18 protein-coding genes and 1 pseudogene are annotated in these 22,927 nt (G+C 42.8%); 7 read left to right on the top strand and 12 right to left on the bottom strand.

Translation table 11 applies throughout. The annotated features are described in order from the left end of the window. Window positions 1-382: 382 nt before the first annotated feature. The 5 genes and pseudogenes from ACZ449_RS16015 to fliB all read right to left on the bottom strand — a co-directional run bounded on the left by ACZ449_RS16015 (window position 383) and on the right by fliB (window position 3,950). Window positions 383-520, bottom strand: a complete 138-nt coding sequence (locus ACZ449_RS16015; protein ID WP_464261888.1) for a 4Fe-4S binding protein — start codon at window positions 518-520, stop codon at window positions 383-385. 16 nt (window positions 521-536) lie between these two features. Continuing rightward, window positions 537-926, bottom strand: a complete 390-nt coding sequence (locus tag ACZ449_RS16020) for a hypothetical protein (protein WP_464257066.1) — start codon at window positions 924-926, stop codon at window positions 537-539. After that, complete coding sequence (locus tag ACZ449_RS16025; RefSeq protein WP_464257067.1) at window positions 926-1,729, bottom strand: RQC-minor-1 family DNA-binding protein; 804 nt, start codon at window positions 1,727-1,729, stop codon at window positions 926-928. Before ACZ449_RS16025 ends, ACZ449_RS16020 begins: the two co-directional genes overlap by 1 nt. A gap of 399 nt (window positions 1,730-2,128) precedes the next feature. After that, window positions 2,129-2,953 (bottom strand): annotated as a pseudogene (locus tag ACZ449_RS16030) (SPASM domain-containing protein); the annotation flags it as partial. A gap of 91 nt (window positions 2,954-3,044) precedes the next feature. After that, complete coding sequence (fliB, locus tag ACZ449_RS16035; protein WP_464261889.1) at window positions 3,045-3,950, bottom strand: flagellin lysine-N-methylase; 906 nt, start codon at window positions 3,948-3,950, stop codon at window positions 3,045-3,047. Between the two features lie 309 nt (window positions 3,951-4,259). Between fliB and ACZ449_RS16040 the strand changes: the two genes are divergently transcribed. The 3 genes from ACZ449_RS16040 to ACZ449_RS16050 all read left to right on the top strand — a co-directional run bounded on the left by ACZ449_RS16040 (window position 4,260) and on the right by ACZ449_RS16050 (window position 8,283). Further along, window positions 4,260-5,888, top strand: coding sequence for a spore germination protein (locus tag ACZ449_RS16040; RefSeq protein ID WP_464257068.1), 1,629 nt, complete (start codon window positions 4,260-4,262; stop codon window positions 5,886-5,888). After that, complete coding sequence (locus ACZ449_RS16045; protein WP_464257069.1) at window positions 5,888-7,060, top strand: Ger(x)C family spore germination protein; 1,173 nt, start codon at window positions 5,888-5,890, stop codon at window positions 7,058-7,060. Before ACZ449_RS16040 ends, ACZ449_RS16045 begins: the two co-directional genes overlap by 1 nt. Window positions 7,061-7,182: 122 nt before the next feature. Next, complete coding sequence (locus ACZ449_RS16050) at window positions 7,183-8,283, top strand: GerAB/ArcD/ProY family transporter (protein ID WP_464257070.1); 1,101 nt, start codon at window positions 7,183-7,185, stop codon at window positions 8,281-8,283. A gap of 156 nt (window positions 8,284-8,439) precedes the next feature. Here ACZ449_RS16050 and ACZ449_RS16055 read toward each other — a convergent pair whose 3' ends face one another. Then, window positions 8,440-8,916 (bottom strand): GlcG/HbpS family heme-binding protein, encoded by a 477-nt coding sequence (locus tag ACZ449_RS16055; protein WP_464257071.1) that lies wholly within the window; start codon window positions 8,914-8,916, stop codon window positions 8,440-8,442. A 694-nt stretch (window positions 8,917-9,610) separates the two neighbouring features. Between ACZ449_RS16055 and ACZ449_RS16060 the strand changes: the two genes are divergently transcribed. Beyond that, entirely contained in the window at window positions 9,611-10,357 is a 747-nt protein-coding gene (locus ACZ449_RS16060) for a hypothetical protein (RefSeq protein ID WP_464257072.1), read from the top strand. Between the two features lie 252 nt (window positions 10,358-10,609). Continuing rightward, a complete protein-coding gene (locus ACZ449_RS16065) occupies window positions 10,610-12,298 on the top strand; it encodes a methyl-accepting chemotaxis protein (protein WP_464257073.1) in 1,689 nt (562 codons plus the stop codon). Window positions 12,299-12,423: 125 nt separating this feature from the next. Here ACZ449_RS16065 and ACZ449_RS16070 read toward each other — a convergent pair whose 3' ends face one another. Continuing rightward, entirely contained in the window at window positions 12,424-14,013 is a 1,590-nt protein-coding gene (locus ACZ449_RS16070) for a PocR ligand-binding domain-containing protein (RefSeq protein WP_464257074.1), read from the bottom strand. 65 nt (window positions 14,014-14,078) lie between these two features. Continuing rightward, window positions 14,079-14,465, bottom strand: a complete 387-nt coding sequence (locus ACZ449_RS16075) for a YkvA family protein (protein ID WP_464257075.1) — start codon at window positions 14,463-14,465, stop codon at window positions 14,079-14,081. Between the two features lie 100 nt (window positions 14,466-14,565). Between ACZ449_RS16075 and ACZ449_RS16080 the strand changes: the two genes are divergently transcribed. After that, window positions 14,566-15,987, top strand: a complete 1,422-nt coding sequence (locus ACZ449_RS16080; RefSeq protein ID WP_464257076.1) for a glycosyltransferase family 39 protein — start codon at window positions 14,566-14,568, stop codon at window positions 15,985-15,987. 78 nt (window positions 15,988-16,065) lie between these two features. Here the strand turns inward: ACZ449_RS16080 and ACZ449_RS16085 are convergent, their stop codons facing one another. Both ACZ449_RS16085 and ACZ449_RS16090 read right to left on the bottom strand, forming a co-directional pair. Beyond that, window positions 16,066-17,493 carry an MFS transporter gene (locus tag ACZ449_RS16085; RefSeq protein WP_464257077.1) on the bottom strand — a complete coding sequence of 476 codons (1,428 nt, stop codon included), beginning with the start codon at window positions 17,491-17,493 and terminating at the stop codon, window positions 16,066-16,068. Window positions 17,494-17,703: 210 nt separating this feature from the next. Then, a complete protein-coding gene (locus tag ACZ449_RS16090; RefSeq protein ID WP_464257078.1) occupies window positions 17,704-19,026 on the bottom strand; it encodes an ammonium transporter in 1,323 nt (440 codons plus the stop codon). 333 nt (window positions 19,027-19,359) lie between these two features. Here ACZ449_RS16090 and ACZ449_RS16095 point away from each other — a divergent pair, with 333 nt between their 5' ends. Beyond that, window positions 19,360-21,528, top strand: coding sequence for a HelD family protein (locus tag ACZ449_RS16095; protein ID WP_464257079.1), 2,169 nt, complete (start codon window positions 19,360-19,362; stop codon window positions 21,526-21,528). Window positions 21,529-21,728: 200 nt separating this feature from the next. On the opposite strand, the gene ACZ449_RS16100 is transcribed toward ACZ449_RS16095, so the two are convergent. Next, a complete protein-coding gene (locus ACZ449_RS16100; RefSeq protein WP_464257080.1) occupies window positions 21,729-22,322 on the bottom strand; it encodes a permease in 594 nt (197 codons plus the stop codon). After that, window positions 22,319-22,801 (bottom strand): permease, encoded by a 483-nt coding sequence (locus ACZ449_RS16105; protein WP_464257081.1) that lies wholly within the window; start codon window positions 22,799-22,801, stop codon window positions 22,319-22,321. The genes ACZ449_RS16100 and ACZ449_RS16105 overlap by 4 nt, the downstream gene beginning before the upstream one ends. Between the last annotated feature and the right edge of the window lie 126 nt (window positions 22,802-22,927).

A 22,927-nucleotide genomic window follows, 5' to 3' on the forward strand; every position in this document is an offset into this window, starting at 1 on the left:
GCCATAAATATTCAGGATATGGGTGTTTCTTCAGCTACTCTCTGTACCGCTTGCACGATAGTATATGTATAGGCAGTACAAGGCCTTTGCCAATTGACACCCGGAGGTTGGTGCTTGTTTGCCCCGTTGTTTGCTCGAGCTTCATAACTTCACTCCAATTATTTGTATAATTGCCATTTTTTTACTTCGTGAATTCTTTGCTTTTTCCTGCATAGCGCAATAAAAACAAATAGAGGTTCCAAGCGATATTGAGAATCACCTGGAACCTCTGGATATATTGGAAACACGCTTGCTGCAAGTACTTGATAAAAACACTCCTTGGCAGTGCCCATCGCCGCGAAAAGGTAAAATAAGCAATTTTTCTGTTAACTAAATTCTAGCGTCAGTTAAAAGTAATAGCCCCTACAGGGCATGCTCTTTGGCAGTCTCCACAACCAGTACATAGCGAAATGAGGGTAGGTTCAAGCCTTCCTATATCCTGCTCAATATTAGTTCCTGCAAATTGGTTAGATTTGATGATTCCATCCCTAGTCTCACTATCTCTTTAATTGATCTGCTTCCAGCCACGTAATCCCAAAAGGAAATCCATTTTCGGTATATCCCGCTATAAAGTAAAAAGTGTCATCAGATTCAAGAAAGCTATCATTCGCTTGTTCCAGCAGCTTCCGTTTCTTGGCCTGCATACTTTGCAGCCGTGCAGTTTCGCTTTGTCTGAGCTGATGAATATATTGCGGATTCAGTGTGACTCCGAGCATTTCAAGTTCAATAATTGCACATTCCCAATTTAAGCCAAAATGTTGTTTGTAGCCCTTCAATATATTCTTCCCTTCATACTTGGGAATCCAGTGTTTTGCCGCCTGCAAACGAGCAGACCTAACAAGTCGCTTATGTCGAGGTACTGATGACTTTGCTTTTTTCTTCTTCATTAAACTTCAACACCCATTTTCCCAAGCCATTTTGTATCCCGGCACACGGGACAACGCTTAGGAGGAACAAATCCTTTTAATTTGAAGAATTTCTGTTCTTCTTCACTCCAAACAAACTTTTTGCCACATTCCCAGCATTTTAATACTTCTGGTGTAAGAGTATCTACTTTTAATAATTCCGCTAATTCTCCGGCACCAATAGGTTCAGTTTGAATACGTTTACAGCCACTATCGCCCGGACTCTGTAAGTGATTAATAACCCGGCAAATTGCTTGTCGCACCTTTTTGTATTCAATGCCGACCCACTGTTCTAACAGCGGGATATATCTCTCATCACCAGTCTGTCTGATTTTCTCAAGAAAGAGCAATATTAACCCGCGATTTCGATCTTTAAGGTACTCCATGCTTTCAGGAATTATGCCTTGGGCTAACCATTCATCCCACTGTCGTAGCAATTCATTAGCATATTGATCGCGTTCAAGTATCCATCCTTTTTCCGTAAATACAAGCATCGGCAGTTTACCGCTATATTGTATTTCCAGGAAATCATGAATAATCATCCAGTCGATCTTCGCCACAATTTCCTCTATCTTTAAAGCTCTGAAGAAACCATAGCACGGATTCTGTTCAAGCCCAAGTTGCAGTACCTTCTTATCTTTAGAGCCTTTTAAAATTTTTGCCAACAACGTGCGTCCACCACATGCAATAATATCATCTGCAGCCCGCAAAATAGCGTTAATTTCTTCCGACAGTACCAGCTTATCCTCTCTTTTGTTAAAATGATCCACTTTGAAATTTTTCACTGTAACACCCCTTTAAATGTTACAGGCTCCTTCGCCCGCTTGTGTCATGCTGCCTGTAGATAATTCTCCACTATGCAGCCAAATCCTCTAGTCGAACTTCCGGTTCCACCGGAAAATTTGCATGAAATGTAAGCGTCAAAAATGCCGTCACCTTGACACATGTCAGTCAGTAACGGCATTGGCTTTGCAATAACTAGGCCCAAAAAATGGCAAAAAATTACTACTTATTTTTTATCCAGATGGAAAGGTTACTTTCCCTGGATAGAACGACTAAGACTTCTGCTGGCGTCCTAAAGGACTTGGAACAAGCCAAGTCTTATCTTAATATAACAGAAAGTATAGGTTTTTAGAGGTCATAAAGCCTTAAGAAATAAGGTATCGTGGACGATAGTATTACTATTATTTTGGCTGAAGATTAAAAGGCCGCGATAGCGGTTTTCTTATCCCAATTTCTTCGTCTGTAAGATAACATGCGGGATCAGCTTCCCAGAAATCCCCGGTCATTGCCTCAGCCCGCGTCCGGAAATTCCCATTACAAATAGCAAGGTATTGGCAAGCACCACACCGACCTTTAAGCAATGGTTTACGGTCTTTAAGTCCGCTAAGAATTGGATTAGTCAGATCAGTCCAGATTTCCCCAAATTTCCGTTCCCGCACATTACCAAAGGTATGGTGTTGGGTGAATTGATCGGGATAAACAAACCCGCTTGGATCCACTTCCGCAAACGCAATTCCGGATCGGTTACCGCCGTTAAGCGAAATCAACGCTTTGATTCTTTCAGCCAATGCAAGATTATTCTCGTCAAGTGCTTTCAGGTAAAGGTATACTCCATCACAATGGTTATCAACTGTTAGAATTTCTTTAGTCAAACCGCGTTCTTCGAAGTCTCGGGTCCGATGAATAATAATATCCATAGCCTGGCGTGACTCAGCATTAGTTATATCTTCGCCCATCATTAGGTTACCGCGCCCAGAGTACACCAAGTGGTAAAAGCAAACACGATCAATTTTTTCCGTTTCAATAAAATCAAAGATATTATTCAACTCTTGTAGGTTGTGATGGTTTATGGTAAATCTCAGTCCTACACGCTGGCCGGCCGCAACACAGTTTTGAATTCCCTGCATTGCGGCTTGGAAAGCGCCCTCTTTACCGCGAAACTTATCGTTTACTTCACGCAAATCATCCAAAGAAATACCGACATAACCTACACCGATCCATTTTAACTCCGAAAATGGGTACCATACAAATCCCAATACAATCATACCCTAAACTATTCCTTAACACTAATTCGCTACTATTCCGTATACTTTTTCTTTACCGCCACAAAGCCTGACGGTCATGCCCATATTGAAATTCAAATTGTAGGATAGCCGCAGCAATCGTCTTGGTATCACGCATTTGCCTCCACAGGCGTTCCAGCAATAGTGACGTTTTTTCAAAGCCATAAATGTAGAAGGGTTTTCTAAAGATAAAGCTGACTAAAAAATTTTCCAGCAAGTAATCCCCCGGTCCTGTTACTAGCGGCAGCTTATCAGCAGCCAGTTTTTCCAGCCAGTCATAATTGCGATTAAATAAAGCCGTCAGCTCTCTGCCAATATTTTCGTCTTGCGGTAAAGCCATTACTGCCGTAACTGTTTTCACCAAAAAATCCAGACGTTCGCCCATTGCTAGGCTCCGGCACTGCAAGATATCAATAAAATGAGTTTCCAATTCAAAATAGTAGTGCAACGGTTCCCAGGGTGGCTGCTGCTGGGGGTAAACCTCGACAGCATAATTATTCTCCGGGAATGCCATTGGCTGTTGGTCGGCTTTGACAATAGCCAGCGGTTCCTCTCTGGCAGCCAACTTCAATACGGCCGGACAGCTGAAACTAAGCGTCAGTTCAATTCCCCGTGAAGTACTCATTGGGTAACGCGGATAAGTCTGGCAAACCGCGTCCAAATGACTGTGACCAGCTTCCTTATGCAACCGACAGTGATTGTTATTATCCAGAAACCAACAGCCACCCCCGTCCTGTTTCGCAATATAGGCATATTCACCATACCCTGCAGCTTCTTTTAGCCTGATAAAAGCCTGGTCAAACTCAGCCTTACGTCCAGTGCTGGTAAACAACGCTTCATTGCGGCGATAGCTGGTTTCATCCATGGTTACCTGCCAGAGATTGCGGCAACAAGTACCGCACATTTCACAAGTGAACTGTGCGCACAGATCTAGATAAATGTACGTAAAAACACCTTCTTACTTAGAGACAATTTACAGAAATAGCAATAGAAAACAGACAAGGTTAGTGTTTTTATGAAACACATAACCCTAGTCTCTTTAATTAATATGATACTCTTTCCTTTCATGCAAGACAAGTCCCTGTCCCTATACCAGCCATTTCGGGTCAGGCTTGCGTTATTTGTCTATGCGTGCCATCTCTTTCGCACACCCCATCAAGTGTTTTCCGGTACATCAACCAGTACCTGAGTAAAAGCCCCACATAGTGTAATACTAACGTATGCAGGTTGTTTTAGGTGGTGTATGTTAATGAAAGAGCAAAAGTGTCTACATATAAATAAGCTATCGACTGTAATGCCGGAAACTTCGCATGCCATGGCTGGGAAAAAGCTTTATGCTCTTAGACAACTACTTATAGAAAGCGAGAAAGTCACAGGCGGAATATCGCAGATTATTGCAAAACTTAGACATGTAGAAGCTGCAGCCGTCTTTACAGCCGTAGCAGCCAATAAAACTTGTTTGAAGGAGGCATTGAAACATAGTGGCGACATCACGTTTAATGAATTTGCTACCTTTTCAGGCGTAAAAGTCTTGATAGTATATATTGACGGATTAGTAAATAAGGAACTATTGGGACGAGACGTTATAAATTCATTTATTATGAACTCGAAAGAACTACAAGCAAATGCGCTGCTTAATCCGAAAATTTTGAAAAACTTAATTGCGGTAGCAGACGTGACAGAAACCAAAATAATGTCTACGGTTATTGATGATGTATTAAATGGTAACACGGTTCTGTTTGTCGATGGAGTAGCTACGGCCCTGCTCATTGATTCCAAAGGATGGGAAAAACGTGCGGTATCTGAGCCTGATACCGAGTCAGTTATTCGCGGTCCCCGGGAAGGTTTTATTGAAAATATCAGAACAAATACAAGTTTATTGCGACGGAAGATAAAAAATCCCAACTTAGTATTTGAAAATATCAGCCTTGGCAAGCAGACAAACACCAATGTTGCTATCGCTTATATTGATGGCATTGTAAACCAGGCAGTACTAGGGGAAGTGAGAAGACGGCTAAATAAGATTGATACCGATTCGATACTAGAAACAGGTTACATTGAGCAGTTTATCGAAGATAGCCCGTTTTCGCCACTGGCGACTATTACCAATACCCAAAAGCCCGATATTCTGGCGGCCAAACTACTCGAAGGTCGGGTAGGCATATTTTGTGATGGGACTCCGCATGTACTCACTGTTCCCCACTTGCTTATCGAGACACTGCAAACCAGTGAGGATTATTACATGCGACCATTCATCGCAGCAGGGTGGAGAATAATCCGACTTACAGCTCTTTTCTTTAGTATATTTGTACCCGGTTTATATGTCGCGCTTCAGACTTATCATCAAGAAATGATTCCAACAATACTACTATTACGCATGGCTGGCTCAATCTCGGATATACCCTTTCCGGCTGGAGCGGAAATGCTTATCATGGTTGTCTTTTATGAGTTTCTCCGTGAATCAGGCGTCAGACTTCCCCGAGCAGTAGGATCGGCAATCAGTATCATCGGCGCGCTGATTGTTGGCGAAAGCGCGGTAAATGCCGGCCTCGTAAGTGCTCCTGTGGTTATTGTTACTGCCGTTACTGGAGTTGCCGGGTTTATTGTACCGGCTTTATCAGAAGCTATCATGTTTTTTCGATTTTTTTTCTTAATTGCAGGCAGCGTAATGGGCCTGTATGGCATCGTGTGCGGGTTATTCCTCCTTGTGTTTCACGCAGTTTCGCTGCGTTCCTTTGGTGTTCCCTATACCTCCTCGTTAGCCCCTTCTGATCAAGGCGTACTTATGGATTTTTTTCTTAGATTTCCGCTATGGGCGATGAAAAAAAGGCCGCCAGCTATTGCAAAGGACAACCAACAAAGGCGGGGGGAGAACTAATGGTCCTACACAAAAGAATGCTAGCAAGCATCGTAATACTTGTATTAGCTTTATCGCTTACCGGGTGCTGGAATCGTCGCGAGTTAAACACGCTTGGAATTGTCGGCCTGGTAGGCGTAGACGCTGGTAATGATGGCATTAAATCTACGTTTGAGATCATTAATCCTAAGAAAACCAGTAAAAGTGGTGGCGAACAAGCTGAACCTGTCAAGTACGTACAAGCTAACGGCAGAACAGTTATAGAAACATTCCGCGTTACACCGCTGCGGTTTGACCGCAAGCTATTCGTGGCGCACGCAAAAGGATTTTTGTTCAGTGAAGAACTTGCCAGAAATGGGTTGGCAAAGCATCTTGATATGATTTTACGCGACCATGAGATGAGACTGACAATGCATTTATTAATTGTAAAAGACGCTTCTGCTGCCGATGGTATGACCATTGCCAGTGGAATCAATATTATTCCTTCAAGCTATCTCGAAGACATACTTAGGCAATATAAAGCCCATGCGAAAAGCGTGGATTCCAAAGTTATTGATTTCTTAAAGACATATAACGGCAAAGGTATAAACCCTGTTGTTACGGTACTACAGAAAGTAAAGAAGGCCAAAATAGGAACAGAGCAAAATGAAGAATACGAATTGAGCCCTGAAGGAGCAGCCGTGTTTTTAAAGGACAGATTGGTCGGATTTCTGGACGGTGAGGAAACACGAGGTTATAACTGGGTAATCGGCAAAGTACATAGTGGTATCGTTGTATCCCCTACCCCCAATAGTAATGGAACTAGCTCTGTAGAAATATTAACAGCCAAAAGTAAAAATGAGGTCGAGATTAGCGGTAATGATATAAAAATCAAAGTAAAAATCACTATGACTGGTATGCTTGATGAAGAAACAACTAAAGTCGAAATAACAGATCCTGCTGTACTAGCAATGCTAGAACAGGCTACTGCACAGACCATTAAACAGGAAGTGGAGCATACCTTGCTAAAAGTGCAGACCGAATATAAGTCTGATATTTTTGGCTTTGGACAACTTGTCCACCGCAAATATCCTCAGGAGTGGAAGAACATGCAGGATAATTGGAATGACTTGTTCTCACAAGCAACCATTGAAGTGGAAACCCAAACAAAGATAACCAAAACAGGCAAATCAGCAGATCCTGTGCAGGAGTGAACTCGTTTCAGCATAGCTGAAACATTGGGGATTCAGGTGGAGAGTCTACTCCACCTGAATTAACGCCGCCTATAGAGGCGGGAATCTTGACTCGTATCCAAATAAAAAGGGGCCAACAACAATTGATAGCAAATTTAGAAAAAATATCTCCCATACAAGTCATTCTTTTATTGAGCTTTTGCCGCATAGCTATTGTACTATTATGGTTTAATTTCGCCAACCAGGATGTATGGATTACAGAAATTCTTGCTTTGTTTTACCTTGCAATATTATCTGCTCCTTTATTATTTTTAAGTAAGCAGTTTGCTAATCTGACGCTAATCGAGTATTTACCAATAATAACCGGTAAACTGATCGGTAAAATACTGGGATCGTTATATATTGTTTTTTTTCTGTTTTTGGCTACCCTTGATTTATCGTTGTTTAATAACATTCTTAAGCCAATAAATTATCCCGAAACTCCGGATTCTGTCATCGTTTTACTGGCGTTAACCACTTGTGCTTATGGTGTATATCTGGGCCTGGAATGCATTTGCAGGGCGGCGGAGTTTTTTACCCCGCAAATTTTTGCCATCATTTTCTTTTATGCATTGCTGCAAATCCCTGATATGGATTTCAAAGTATTTTTGCCAATATTGGCTGATTCCACTTTCTCGGAAATTAATTTTCAGGCCTTTATTACAGCTGCCAGGGTCAACGAACTTGTAGTTCTTGCTATACTAGCTCCATCTATTAAAAAAGGGAATATAACTATGATTTTTTTCTGGGCAATGATCATTATTATCATATTTTCCCTTATAATCATCGTTCCAACGCTAGCAGGCTTAGGACTAGATCTCTCCAAAAAAACCTTTGACCCCTATTATCTCTTTATAAAACAAATCAACATCTATGATTTCATCACACGCATTGAATTTCTCATTGTTGCCGCCTGGAATATTAGCATGTTCGTCAAAATTTCACTAATGATATATTTGGCAATACTATGTTCGGTTCAAGTTCTGGAACTTAAAACACGCAAGATTCTCATTATTCCCATGGGTATAGTGATATTCATAACTGCTTTAAAAACAGAGATTCTTAAGTCTGTTATAGTATTCAATATTATTGAATACTACGTACCTTATATCAACTTAATTTTTATGTTTGTTATTCCTGTATTTGCGCTGGCTATTTTTTTTCTTAAAAGAACTATGAACATGAAAATTGACTGTAACCGTTAATCTGTGGCACGATATTAAAAAGCATAGGATAACAGAAAAAACGATAAATTATAAAGGTATTGCTATATAATACCAAAAGACGTAATGAGTCGTGGAACCGCCCTTGACTCATTACGTCTTTTTTAGTTTTGTATTAAAACAAAGTTAATTCTTCTTTTACCAAGCAGACAAACCTGCAGTAACAACACTAACGTCCTGTTCTACTGAACCACCACTTACACCAATGCCACCTACTACCTGACCATTTTCAATAATAGGCAAACCGCCGCCAAAAATAACCAAACGTCCATTATCAGTTGTATTAATTCCAAATAACATCTGACCTGGTTGAGTTAAACTAGCAAGCTTTTCAGTAGACATTTTGAGAGCTACTGCAGTATAGGCTTTGCCATGGGATATATCAACGCTGGCCAAAAGTGCCCCATCCATACGATGCTGGGCTACCATATTTCCACCTTCGTCAACTACGGTAATAACCATAGGACAGCCAATCTCTATTGCCTTTTGCTCAGCGGCGGAAATCATTTTTTTCGCATGTTCCAAATTCACGACTGGAGCAGCTTGCGCTACTGCTGCAAATCCCATCACCATTACCATACAAAATACTAACATACAAATAACTTTTCTTCTCATTTAACGAACCACTCCTTCTCTATTGTTATTTACCGACTTGATATAACATTTTTTTGCTAATTTCATACCTCCTTTTCCTAGAACTCTCTCGGAAACCCGAGAGGCAAATAGAGTAAGGTAGTTACCTTAGTCTTCTTTTATTTTCCTCCACCAAGCAGTGCCTTTGGAAAAACAATTGATCAATCAGAGTCTTCCAATAATCGCAATAGAGGTGAATTAGTTTACATAAATCATTCGACAAAATTCTTCAATTACTGCTTTTATATACCATTCGCGCTTTACTAGGAAACTCCTTTCGCAATATTAGGATTTTTTCTTAAATTTACAATATTACAGCTGGCACGGTTTTGGTATCTAAGGAAATGTTATGCCAACCGCAGTATTCGTTACATTTTTCGGAAATAAACAGTTAAAACCACCTCCTAATCAATCGGGCTTGGATATTTCAGCAATGTAAGTAACTCGTCGGAACTGTCCCCACCATTCTTTTGAATATGCAAGAGCTGTATCTTCTCTAATAACTAGTTTATTGTGCAATAATAGAAAATGCTGTTTGGTGATTCTGACTACAGCTATTACAAAAAACATGAATAAATTAAAGGATTTTGCAAGTTTTTACCGAATGTACTAAAAAAAATGAAGATACCTAGTAAACGTAATTTATGAGTTAGTGAACGGAGCAGTGGAAGCCTTTGTGAATAAGTATGTGCGAGAAGAAGATGAAATTATAATCTCGCAGAAGCGAGTAGACGAGTTTTGTGAAAAATATCATTTCACCCCGCTAAAGGTACAGTCTGTTTTGACGCAATCGAATGTCAGAATTTTGCACGCTATTGTAATACCCTATTGGGAAATCGAATTTTTTCAAGATCCCCTTGTCTTACAACATAGAGAAATGCAACCAATTATTAGGATTATTATACGAAAATATCTTTGTTTAGAGTATGAGCAACAATATCAACACCACATCCTTCATTCAGATTATAAATTGATATATCTAGATGGTCAGTATCGACTATTTATTATAGCTATTTTTGAAAAACCAATTTTCCGCAAGGCCGCTGCAGATATTCAGAATTTGGAAGATCAGCATGTAGGCTTGCTAGCGAAAAACCTCCGGCAGCTTACAGGTAGAGGCCCCCAAAAAACACGAGCAATATGCATGAACTCAAGTTTAATAGTGTATGTAGTAAATGGGTTGGTATCAAAAGGGGATAAGCTTTTTGCTGAAAAAAGCATGGATAACGCTAAATGTATTGAAAACATTGCCGAACATAATCTGAATGAGGCCTTTAACTCATTATATACTGGTACGCCTATAAATAACGTAAATATCATTGACATAGACAAAGATATTAGTATTTCATTGGTTTTCGGGACGGGGGAATTTGCATTATCTAGCAAGGAGATAGTAGCTTCGGAATTTTGCCATAATCATTAGAGTCAATTAGCCTGTCTACAGCACGCTAACACTCATTTTTAGGAGAATAATTTCAAATAAGTTTTGTATTGATCCAATATTCTGAACTAACAAGTCAGAAAAAGGTCGACAGCCAAGGATGGCTAGTCGACTCTTTTTTTTGGGGGAAAGGGGGTGTCGTGATGAAGGATACTTGCTAATATAAAACGTATGCTTTTCCAAGGTATATGAAATGCAGAAGAAAAACAGATTTTCACTCAAGGAGGAATAGTGATGAAGTTATCTACAAAGATGATCGTTTCTTTTTTAGTAGTAGTTTTGGTGAGTGCCATTGGTTCCACATATGTATTCTATAAGATTGGCCAAAGTTCTACCAGCATTGAATTTGTTGACCAGTATGCGTTGCCACGATTAGACGGGGCCTCTCAAGTGACCGCCAATGCAATTGGAAAAGTTGGCAATGTTAGGGGCTATTTGTTTTTCAATAAACAAAACTATATTGATGAATATCATAAACAAGCTAGGGAAAATGAGCAATTAGAAACTGCATTAATTAGCGACGTTAAATCAGAGAAGGCACGCGAATTTCTCCAGGAAGTAAAGGCCCTTGATGATAAATATAACGAGGTGTTTGCAAAACGGGTACTGACTTTAAAACAGGCAGGCAAGGATCAGGAAGCCTTACAGGTGGCAGCCGATGAACTAACACCAATAGGATTGGCACTGATAGCAAAATCGAGAGAATATCAAAATTTAGGGGTACAAACAACCAAAAGTGTATTAACGGAAAGTATTCAAGCTTCAAACGCGGCTAGGACTGCTGCCGTTAGTTCCAGTATAATTGCGGCTATCCTAGGTATATTGGTTGGGATTTTTGCAGCCAGAATTATTACAAGACCCCTAAAAGCGATGTTATCTTTTAGTCAAGAATTGGCAAATGGCGATTTTCGGGATAAACCACGGACCTTTGTTAGCAACGATGAAATCGGTCAATTGGCTGATGCCTTGGTAAACATGCGCAGTAGTATTCGCACAATGATGAAACACGTTAATGAGTCGGCCGAGCAGGTGGCAGCATCTTCAGAAGAACTAACCGCCAGTGCTGATCAATCGGCTCAAGCCGCTAATCAGGTTGCAAGTTCGATTACCGATGTGGCAAAAGGCGCCGAAGAACAGTTGATTGCCGCCAGCAATGCCTCTGCGGTAGTAGAGCAGATGTCGGCTGGTATCCAGCAAATTGCTGCCAACACCAATGAAGTATCTGAACAATCGGCCCAGGCAGCCAATAAAGCCCAAGAAGGTAATAAGTCGGTGGAAAAAGCGGTAACCCAAATGGCCCAAGTCGAACAGACTGTTACCACCTCCGCTGAGATAGTCACTCAATTAGGTGAGCGATCCAAGGAAATCGGACAGATTGTAGATGCTATATCCAGTATTGCCGGACAGACCAATCTCTTAGCCTTGAATGCTGCTATTGAGGCGGCACGTGCGGGAGAACAGGGGCGTGGCTTTGCCGTAGTAGCTGAAGAAGTTCGTAAATTGGCCGAGCAATCCCAGGAAGCCGCCAAGCAAATCGCCACATTGATTAATGAAATTCAGTGCGATACTGACAAAGCTGTTGTCGCCATGAACGATGGCACGCGGGAAGTCAAGCTGGGTGCCGAAGTCGTCAACGCTTCAGGACAAGCCTTTCGGGAAATTGCAGATTTGGTAACCCAAGTATCTGCTCAGGTCAAGGAAATATCCACCGCCATTGAGCAAATGGCCATTGGCAGCCAGCATATTGTCGGATCGGTAAAACGGATTGACGAACTAAGCAAAAAAGCATCTGGGGAAACGCAGACGGTATCAGCGGCAACCGAAGAGCAGTCAGCGTCCATGCAGGAAATCGACTCAGCCAGTCAGGAATTAGCCAAACTTGCTATGGAACTACGGGAAACTATTAATAAGTTTCAGGTTTAGTTAATTTAAGAAAAAGGCGGAAAACTTTGTACAAAAAAGCTAGTTGTCCAGTAGTAGACAACTAGCTTTTTGTATATCTGGATAATACCGCCAAAATCTCTGAGGTGGTTTTTCGCTTAAAACTGTTAGGTAAAAAATTTTACAAAAATACTTGTTCCCAAAGCATTTGATTGAATAACTATGCTAGCATTATGTCTGGAGGCAATACTAAAGCAAACAGGCAATCCTAAACCAGTGCCGGTGGTTTTCGTGGTAAAAAAAGGCGTGCCCATCTTATCTAATACCTCTTTCGGAATTCCTTTGCCGTTATCTTGAATCTGTAGTACAATCGTCCCATTGTCCATGAAAGTACCTATTTGTACAATCCCGCCACAATCTATGGCTTCCAAAGCATTCCGCACTAGATTAATGACCAGCTGACGCATTTCATTGTTGTCCAATAACAAAGTATGAATGTCACCCGGCGTCCAATGAATAACTTTACCTTCTCGATTTGCCTCCGCAAACAGTAAGGGAAGCAATGTATTAATTATTTGATTTAGATCATGTGTTTCTTTCTTAACTGACTTGTTCTTAGCTAGGGAAAGATATTCCGTGATAATTTTGTTCGCGCAATCTAATTCTTCAATCATCAGGTCAAACCGATTTATATGTTCTTGGTAGCACTGTTTATTCCTCAACAACTGCAAGTAACCACGAACAGTTGTCATCGGGTTTCTTATTTCATGAGCCAAGCCAGCTGCCATTTCTCCAATCAAATTCAGCCTGTCAAGACGTTCAATTTCTTTCGCAAAATGCTTTTGCTCTGTTATGTCTATATCCATGCAAATAAATTCTTTCTTCCCTGTAGACAATCTGATCGGGAACAAAGTTGCATAGACAAATTTCTCATTTCCACTTTTATGTTTGGTTTTCCACTCACTAGGTCCATATAACAAATTAGTAAGGTTAACCTCTTGCAAGATAGAAATGAATACTCCCGCATCTTCATCGTCTAACAGTATCTCTTTACAAGGCCGTCCGATTACCTCTGCCTGCCTAAACCCGAACAATTGCTCTGAAGCATTATTCCAGAAGGTGATGTTACCATGCTCGTCATAGGCTTGGATGGCTACATTCGGCGTGCTGTTAAATATCATAAAGATTTGTTCATCGCCTCGCTGCAATGCTTGCTTCTGTTGTTCAATTTGTCGAAGGCGAGGCACTGCCAAATCAGCGATCATTTCTGCAAATTCAACAGAAAACCGCATAATATTATCAAGTCTTTCTTGAGTATATATAGGAACTTTGGCAAGAGCCGCCAAATAAGCCTCTTTATCGAAACCATAGCACTCAGCCTGGCGTATAAAATAATTCACATCAGGCTTTTCAAATAGAAACTGCCCCTGAAAAACATTGGCCACATGTAATCCGTCAATAATAATAGGGGCAACCGCATCAATTAACCCATGGGGACACTTGTAACACAGATAGGGCTTGTCAGTCGTTTGCGTGGCAAGCTGTTGCTTAATGCACTCATCGCTTTGCCTGCATAGTTCTTCGGAATGCAAATTTTTTCTGTGGAAATCTTGGCAAATCTCTTGCCACCCAACTGCCACTAATATATTTCCTTTGATATCAATGATTCCTGACGGGATTCCTGTCGCTTGATAGAAACTTTGCATTAGCGTATTAAGTTTGTTTATATTGACCAAATCACAAAAATCATACTTCATGCTCGCCCTCCTTATGCAAGTGAGGTAAACCCGATTCATCCCTTGGTTCTGCTGTTCTTTACTGCTTACTGTATCAATTTACGGACAACCATCACAACTATAACAATCCAGGCCACAGCCGCTACCGCAATCACGCCCATAATATAGGGCAATCGCCGGCGCCATTTTTCACTTTGCCGTCTGCTGTCTGTGAGTACTGACGCTGGCAGTAAATTAGTCAAATACAGCATGGCACCAGTGAACAGCACAGCGTCATCGGCAATGCCCACAAACGGCAGATAATCAGGCACTATATCAATCGGACTGAGCAAATAAACAACTACTGCTGCCAGTATTCCCTTGAGATAATGCGGAGTTTGCGGATGCCGCCAGGCATAGAATAAAATTATGGCATTTTCCCGCACAAGTTTTAGCAAAGGCCAAACTTGAAACACCCGTCCTGCCTTTATCATGGTATCACCAGCCTTACTCTACATTTTTTTCTGAAATATGGTAAAATGAACTAGCCTATTGGCAAAAACATCAATATACAACAATAATGGGGAGCGACATATGCCTTATACTTTGATTATTCTTTTTGTCATAAGCCTAGTAAGCAACCTGGTTTACAATGCTTATTTACCCCTGCATGTGGATGAGGCCTATTATTGGATTTGGACCAAAAACCCGCAATTATCTTATTTTGACCATCCCCCCATGGCTGCTTATTTCATTAAAATAGCAACCTTATTCAGTGCCCAAGAATGGTCTATTCACTTGGGTGCTGTTATTGCCATGTCACTCACCTGCTTGCTAATTTATCAACTGGCGGAAAACTTATTTTCACCTGAGGCAGCCACCTATAGCTTTATTATCTTTCTATTTCTGCCGCTTACCCAACTTGGCCACCAGGTTATGACCCCCGACCCGCCCCTACTGCTCTTCTGGACATCCACCCTTTATTTTGTCTACAAAGCCGTTTTCCAGCAGCAGCAGCACTGTTGGTACTGGGCTGGTATCAGCGGCGGACTGATGTTATTGTCCAAATATACCGGCATACTCTTGCTTCCAGGCCTATTTCTATTTTTAATCACAACCCGCTACCGCTCTCTCCTTGGCACCAAAGGACCTTATACAGCTATCCTGCTCGGACTTCTTGTTTTTTCGCCGGTTATTATCTGGAACTGGCAGCATGATTGGAGTTCCTTCGCTTATCAGTTTAATCACGGCATGGCCGAACAGCGTATCTTTAATCCAGCTACCCTGGGTGAGTTTATCGGCGGGCAGCTGGGCCTGGCCAATCCCGTATTTTTTCTAACCATGATTTATTATACCCTGACCAAAATCAGGCAGAACACGCAACAAGAAAAGCTAGCTTTTCTTTTCTGGCCGTTTATCTTCTCGCTGGCTTTTTTCACCTATACAGCCATGTTCAAAAAAGCGGAGGCCAACTGGCCGGCTCCTGCCTATATAACAGGCAGCCTGTTACTGGGCTATTGGCTGGCACAGCAGCAAAAAAAGCGTCTGATAGCCATCGGCTTACTCTTATCCATTCTCTTGCTGACACTAGTTAGACTCCCGGAAATGTTCCCCTTTCTTCCCAAAGAGCTTATACTTAAAAAACAATATTTGGGCTACAGCAACATCATGGAAGCTGCCAGCAGCTATATTGTGCCCGGCCACACCCTAGTCTTAAGTGACAGCTATCAAAACGCCTCCATGGCCTGGTACTACCTGGAAGGCCAACCCGCAGTATATATTCTTACCACTGCCCCGCCCTCCAACTTTGATTATTGGCAAGCCCAACTGGCAGGTAAAACCATCAAAGAAGCCGTCTATATTGGCAGCCCCGAAAAACTTCCCCAGCTCGAACAATTGTTTACCACGGTTGTGCTACTTGACACCCTGGTGTATCAGGATAACTATATTACACGCAGTTTCAGTATATATCGCTGTAATCAGCTAAAATCCCCACTTCTGTCAAGTCCCAAGTAACGCACAACTGCTTTTTCCCCTGCTGCGCCTGCAAACTTCTTTATTACGGAATATAGAGCTTCGCCGCAAGATTCCTGCTCACGGTTTTCCTGCCGTATTTTTCCCAGACCGTTGAAAGGAAACTATGGCTCCGACAACAGCCAAGGCAGCACCCACCAGCAATGCGGCCTGATATCCATCCATGAAAGCCGCTACCTGCTGCGCCAGCGTCGGCTGACTAAAGCTACTAAGGCTGACAGACCGCCGGTATTCTAGAATAGACACCGATACCGCCGTACCGCATACCATGCCAAAATTTCGCGCCAAAGCATTGATACCGCCTGCCACCCCCAGCTGCCTGGTCTGTACAGCACTCATTACACTGTTATTATTAGGAGACTGAAAAAGGCCATTGCCCAAGCCCATAAGGGCTTGTGAGGCCATAATCAGCCATAACGTAGTATCTAGCTGAAGCTTGGCAGTCAAAACCAAGCCTACCGCCAGTATTCCCAGTCCAGTAGTAGCTAACGGACCTGTACCAACCTTATCTGATAAACTGCCGCTAAGCGGTGCAACTACCGCCATCACCACGGGAAAAGCTGACATAATCAGCCCCGTCTTGGCTGGGGTAAAAGCTAATATATCGTGCAGAAAGTATGGCAACAGCAAGGTGTTGCTGAACATGGCCATAAAAGAGAGCATCCCAGCCAGATTGCCTGCGGAGAACTCCCAATTCTTGAATATTGACAGTTCCAGCATCGGATAATCAATGCTCTTTTCCTGCCTAATAAATAGGATAAACATGACGCTGGCAAACCCCATACAGGCAAATGTTCTCATTGAAAGCCAGCCCCACCTGGTGCCATAGCTTAACGCCAATAAAAAGCTAACCATACCTATCGTAAATAAAGCCGCTCCAAGATAATCAATTTTCTCCTGCTGCAAATCCTGATCAACTGGCAAAACCAGTCGCACTCCGACATAGCCGAGCAAGCCAATGGGAATATTGACAAAAAAGATAGCATGCCAGCCAAAATTTTCGACAATCAGTCCACCTAAGCCTGGACCACTCAGACTGCCTAACGCTACAATAGTGCCAATCATTCCCAGTACCCTACCGCGCTCCTTGAGTGGAAAGCTTGCCGTCACAATGGCCATACCATTAGCCATCAATGTTGCAGCGCTAATCGCCTGAATTACGCGAAAGCCAATCAACATACCAATCGAATTAGCCATACCACACAATAATGAACCTGCGGCAAAACCGATAAAACCATAGCCATAGATAGTCCGCCGCCCCCATACATCGCCAAGCCGCCCCACAAGTGGTAACAAGCTGGTTATTGCCAGCAAATATGCCGTTACCACCCACTGGGCTGTGGGAATGTCAGTATGTAACGCGATAGTAATCGGCGGCAAAGCAACATTAACAATCGAAGACGTCATTGTCGATATGAAAATGCCTATACTAATAACACCAAAAATCATCCACTTATAATATGGAAGTTGCTGCAATTTTTCCTGCACCCAGAAACCCCTTTCCAACTATATACAACGTATTAAAGTTAGTTTGCCTGCTATTCTTTGAGAAATTCCACCAGTAATACGCTATTCCCTTTGCCAATTTACTCCATTGTAAAAAAATCAGCATATCCCGTCAAGCGAGATATGCTGATTTAGTCAATTTATTGAAAACTACATGTGCCTGTTAAAACTTTTTAATGCGGTGGTTATAACCTATTCTTCTGCAAGCTGGTGCTGCACTACTGGCAGCCCTCCGATATTGGCTACAGGACCAAGAGCAGTAAGAGGATTACACTCCAGATCACTATAGGCCGTAATGCCATGTTCGCTCATATCCAAGCCTTCTGTCTCTTCTTCCACCGATACCCGTATACCAACTGTTGCCTTGAGAACAGAAAACAGCGTATAGGTAGCAGCAAAGCCCCACAACGATACAACCGCTACACCAAGAACTTGTACACCGAGCAGTCCTAGACCGCCACCATATAACAGGCCACCTTTTTCAGCAAAAATCCCGACAGCCACTGTTCCAAAAGTACCGCATACCCCGTGCACAGCAATGGCACCAACCGGGTCATCAGCCCGTAAGCGGTCAAGCAGCGGTACAGCAAATACCACCAACATACCGGCAATACCACCGATAACGATAGCACTGATAGGTTCCACAAAAGCACAGCCAGCCGTGATGGCAACAAGTCCACCCAGGGCTCCGTTAATAGCCATACTAGGGTCAGCCTTACCCCATTTTACTGCTGTGTATAACGCAGCAATTGTACCACCAGCGGCAGCCGACAAATTGGTATTGACGGCAATCCGGGCAATATTCAAGTCCAGCCCGGACAAAGTACTGCCCGGATTAAAACCAAACCAGCCAAACCATAATAGGAAAGCACCAAGCGCGGCTAAGGGCAGATTGTGGCCCGGCAAAACATGTACAGAGCCATCTTTACCAAACTTGCCTGTCCGCGGCCCTAATACCATTACCGCCGCCAACGAGGCCCAGCCACCTAATGAATGGACCACTGCCGACCCGGCAAAATCAAGCATGCCCAGTTTATTAAGCCAGCCGCCGTTACCCCATACCCAATGCCCGGCAATAGGATAAATAACAGCTGTGGCAATAAGCGAAAAAACTAAATAAGGCATAAACTTCATGCGTTCAGCCACCGCACCAGACACAATGGTCGCCATGGCAATGGCGAAAGCCGCCTGAAACAGCCAAAATGCATATACAGGTATTTTTAATCCTAAATACTCCATGTCTCCTTTTAAAAAGAAACCTGACCAGCCGATGACACCGGCTTTATCCAGACCATACATTATGGCAAAACCAACGGCAAAATATGCCAACATACCAACAGTACAATCCATGATTACTTTCATAATAATATTTAACGAATTCTTGCTGCGAACAAAACCAGCCTCGAGCGCTGCAAACCCGCCCTCCATAAGAAATACCAGAGCGGCGCATATGAGCACCCAAACTGTGTCGATACCGGTCGCCAGAGAATTAAGCGAATTAATTGATAATTCCATTTTTACTCACCTTCCTCGAAAAAATAAGAAAGCCAGTAATACCCATGTATTAATACATCGGCATCACTGGCTTCTTCGCCATAATTTTGTATGAATTTTAGTTATAGTATAGCACAATATCTTAATCTCGCAATACATTTATAACAACATTTTTTTCTTTTGTACTACAAAGCTGTAACTCATTCATCATCCGTACGTATCCGAAGTACATTTTCAATAGAATCAGTAATACTTGGCAAGCATTACAAAACCGCTTGCTAAACATAATAATATAGTCCTATACTATTGTAGCAGACCTGGAATTTAATGTTACGTTAACGCGAGGTAAACCCTATGAGCAACCATCCGGATTTTCTCCAAGAACAACAGCATTTAGCTACTACTATCGCGGCCATGAAACAAGTGATTGAAGCTTTAGAACATGATATGGACGACCGTGTACACAAAATCAATCAGTCATTGTCAAAAAAAGACGCGGTCAGCGCCTATGTTCATTCGCTCATGAAAAGCGACCACGCTATGAAAGTATCTGATATCACCAAGGCGCTTGATAATCCCTACTTTGGCCGGGTGGACTTTCGCGAAGACGGCACTGAGAGCTTTGAGTGCTATTACATTGGGCGAACCAAGGTAGCCAAGCTGGACATTGAAAGCAGTAAAGACATCCTGGTGTTTGACTGGCGTGACCCGATCTCAACTATTTTTTATGAATGCCAGGACGGACGTGCTGCCTATGAAGTACTGGACCGTTACACCTATACTGGTGATGTCAGCCTCAAACGGCAATACAAAATTGAAGATGGCTGTTTAATCTCAATGTCAGAGGATACTATTCTCAGCAAGCTTATGTCTCGACAAGAGGAATCGCTCATTGCTGACCCATTCCTCTTGGACCGTCTGTTAGCTGGGGCTGGCGACCGGCTTAAAGATATCGTTACCTCCATCCGCTCTGAACAAAATCAGATTATCCGCGAACCGCTCAACCAAGTTACCATCATTCAAGGAGTAGCCGGTTCAGGCAAAACCACCATTGGCTTGCATCGCTTGTCATACCTTCTCTATAATGAAAAGCTCAAACCGGAAAAATTGGTCATTGTCGCCCCTAATAAAATCTTTTTGGATTATATTTCTGAGCTCTTGCCTGAAATTGATGCCCAAGATGTTCATCAAACCACTTTCCCTGATCTGGCAACAGCTATTATGCAAATAGAGCCAGTCATCTGTCAGGCAACAACCCCATCGGCAACACTGGCAGCAGTGTCCAGATGGAAAGGCACCTCCGAATTCATCAAGGTCATGGAAACCTTTTTAGATAAAAAACTACAAAAATTCTGTGTTAAGCTTACTAATCTCAGCCTATTTGACAACCAGCTGATCATTACCAAAGAACAGCAATTGGAAAAAGTAATTGATGGAGCTAATGTACCCTACAACGAGCGGCTGCAGTCACTCCAGAAATATATCCGGTTCCGAGTTAGAAACTTTATTGAAGTCTATGAAGCAAGAACCAAGCGCGGCGATGAGCGCGCTGACGAAAAAACAGCAACCCGCTATGCCGCCGCAGGTAAACAATTTATGGAAAAGCATTTTGCCAAACTACCCTTCCTGAAGCTATTCGCTGGCTATACAGAGCTTTTTCACGACAAACCAGTCTGGCGCAAAGTCAAACCGTATGGTACCACCGTTGACGTCCTGCTCTCCCACACACTTACATTACTAGCAGCCAGTCAAGTGGAACGTGATGATCTGGCGCCGCTGTGTTATCTGAAATATTTGCTTGATGGCTTTGCTCATGTTGAGAAATTTGACCATATTGCGATAGACGAGGGACAAGATAGTAATCTATTAGAATATATCATCCTCTCTCGCTTGTCCCGCAATACCTCCTTTACCATCATGGGTGACATGTCTCAGGCCATTCACACCGACCGTGGGCTTACCAGTTGGCAACAGCTGCTGAAAGAAGTATTTTTCGAGGCTAAATGCCGTTATTACGAAGTCAATTTCAGCTACCGTTCCGCCAAGGAAATTGTCGATTTATTCAACAAAGTACTCCCTTCAGGCCGTTCAAAGGCCATCCCTGTCTACGAGATTGGCCGGCAACCAATTATCGAGCCAGTACCATCTACCCTGACTGCACTCAAACGCACCCTTGAAATCATTGAGGAATATCAAACCCTGGGCTGCAAATCAATTGGCATATTGACCAAAGACGAAAGCGACAGCCACAAACTATATGAGGGACTGCACCAGGCCGCCCCCCACCTCACCAACCTCCACCTGATCACCACCAGCGTCCTCAGCTATCATGGTGGCATTACGATTGCGCCTATCCCCTTAGCCAAAGGCCTGGAATTTGACGGCGTCATTATCTGGAACGCCTCAGATAAAAACTTTACTGCTGCCTTTTATGATGCCAAACTACTCTATGTTGCCCTGTCGCGAGCCATGTATTACCTGCATATCCTGCACCAGGGAAAACTTACACCGCTGCTTACATAGAAATTAATAGACGAATACTGTATCCGCCTTTTGCTCCTCTTTTTCAGCTTAAAGGGACTACCTCTCATACATTTTGAGGGCAGCCCCTTATTTTTTCGCAAACTTAACAAATCGAAATAAGATGATATTTTTGTTGCCTAAACTGACTTTTAATTCGCTCCATAGCAACAAGTAACACCCTCAAACTTTCGGCTTTTCACCTAAGGCCGTAGTCTATCTTGTATGGGCATACCTGAGTGTTTAATCCCTGGTTGAAAAGAGACATTGTCCTCAGTATGCTTACGATATATTTCCGTCTTTTCTCCTGGAGACAACAAATAATCTATCGTGACGGCAATCACGACAATACAGATTAAACTCAATAGCCAGCGAGTGCCGGCAAACACAGGTCCTAAGTATTGTGTCTCAAACAAGAACATCGGGATTTTTAAGGTTGCCCAAGAGCCAATGAAAATCATGACATTGTAAAAGCTGGCTCCTTTTTTCATCATGACCGCCGCAAAGGGAAATGCACCATACAGCGGGCCAGCGGCAGCCGAGCCTAAAAACGTCGCTAGTCCCATGCCCGCGACTCCTGAATTCGGTCCTAAATGGGCAACTACTTTTTCCCGTGGCACCCACACATCCATAAGACCCAATAAAACAAAAATCGGCGGAATAAAACTTAACATCTCGATAAAACTTTCTTGGGTGCGGTGCATAATTTCCCTACCCAGCGTTTGGTCATTTATGTACAGCAAGACATCAGCCAACAAAAAAACCAGGACCCATTTATATCGCATGAGCCAACTCATAACGTCATCACCTGCCCCAGAACATAAGCTACCACAAAGGCAAAGACAAAACTCATGCCATTTCGCAACAGCATGGTCTTGGTGTTGAAAAATTGCCGCTCCAGCGGAGCCGTCACCACACCCACCATCATGAGCGTGGAGACAAAGACAGCCACCTGCTGAATCCCCGCCCCCATGTCCAGAACGGCTTTAGCCAACGGGAAGGCAATAAACCCGGGTATCAACGTGATGGAACCAATGATACTGGCCATAAGCATCCCCCAAAAGCCGCTGTCCCGCCCTAGCATGGCCGTTACCGTTGCCGGTGAAATAACAGTAAGTAAAATGCCAATCAAGAGTAAAACGACGGCAAAAGCGGGAAGAATGTTTTCAAACGCCTTCCATGCTTTTTTCAATCCCTGCCGCGTTTTGGACTTGTCTTTAGAATAGGACCATCCCAGCGCGCCGATGGCCAGCGCGTAAGTAATCACTACATCCATAAATTCCACTCCTTTACCAGGTTTTGTTGCCGCACTGGTTAATGAAACAGTTTTCTTCGCCGTTTTTTCACTATGTAACTCCCCCATTCAAGTGAGCATATGCTCACTATTACTATATTCCCCTGT

The sequence above is a fragment of the Desulfosporomusa polytropa genome, from assembly GCF_055380075.1.

Bases quoted from the DNA above. Each gene is read 5' to 3' on its own strand.
- ACZ449_RS16040 (WP_464257068.1), top strand. From the start codon at position 4,260: ATGAAAGAGCAAAAGTGTCTACATATAAATAAGCTATCGACTGTAATG.
- ACZ449_RS16045 (WP_464257069.1), top strand. From the start codon at position 5,888: ATGGTCCTACACAAAAGAATGCTAGCAAGCATCGTAATACTTGTATTA.
- ACZ449_RS16095 (WP_464257079.1), top strand. From the start codon at position 19,360: ATGAGCAACCATCCGGATTTTCTCCAAGAACAACAGCATTTAGCTACT.
- ACZ449_RS16100 (WP_464257080.1), bottom strand. From the start codon at position 22,322: ATGAGTTGGCTCATGCGATATAAATGGGTCCTGGTTTTTTTGTTGGCT.
- ACZ449_RS16080 (WP_464257076.1), top strand. From the start codon at position 14,566: ATGCCTTATACTTTGATTATTCTTTTTGTCATAAGCCTAGTAAGCAAC.
- ACZ449_RS16070 (WP_464257074.1), bottom strand. From the start codon at position 14,013: ATGAAGTATGATTTTTGTGATTTGGTCAATATAAACAAACTTAATACG.
- ACZ449_RS16020 (WP_464257066.1), bottom strand. From the start codon at position 926: ATGAAGAAGAAAAAAGCAAAGTCATCAGTACCTCGACATAAGCGACTT.
- ACZ449_RS16055 (WP_464257071.1), bottom strand. From the start codon at position 8,916: ATGAGAAGAAAAGTTATTTGTATGTTAGTATTTTGTATGGTAATGGTG.
- ACZ449_RS16065 (WP_464257073.1), top strand. From the start codon at position 10,610: ATGAAGTTATCTACAAAGATGATCGTTTCTTTTTTAGTAGTAGTTTTG.
- ACZ449_RS16090 (WP_464257078.1), bottom strand. From the start codon at position 19,026: ATGGAATTATCAATTAATTCGCTTAATTCTCTGGCGACCGGTATCGAC.
- ACZ449_RS16075 (WP_464257075.1), bottom strand. From the start codon at position 14,465: ATGATAAAGGCAGGACGGGTGTTTCAAGTTTGGCCTTTGCTAAAACTT.
- ACZ449_RS16105 (WP_464257081.1), bottom strand. From the start codon at position 22,801: ATGGATGTAGTGATTACTTACGCGCTGGCCATCGGCGCGCTGGGATGG.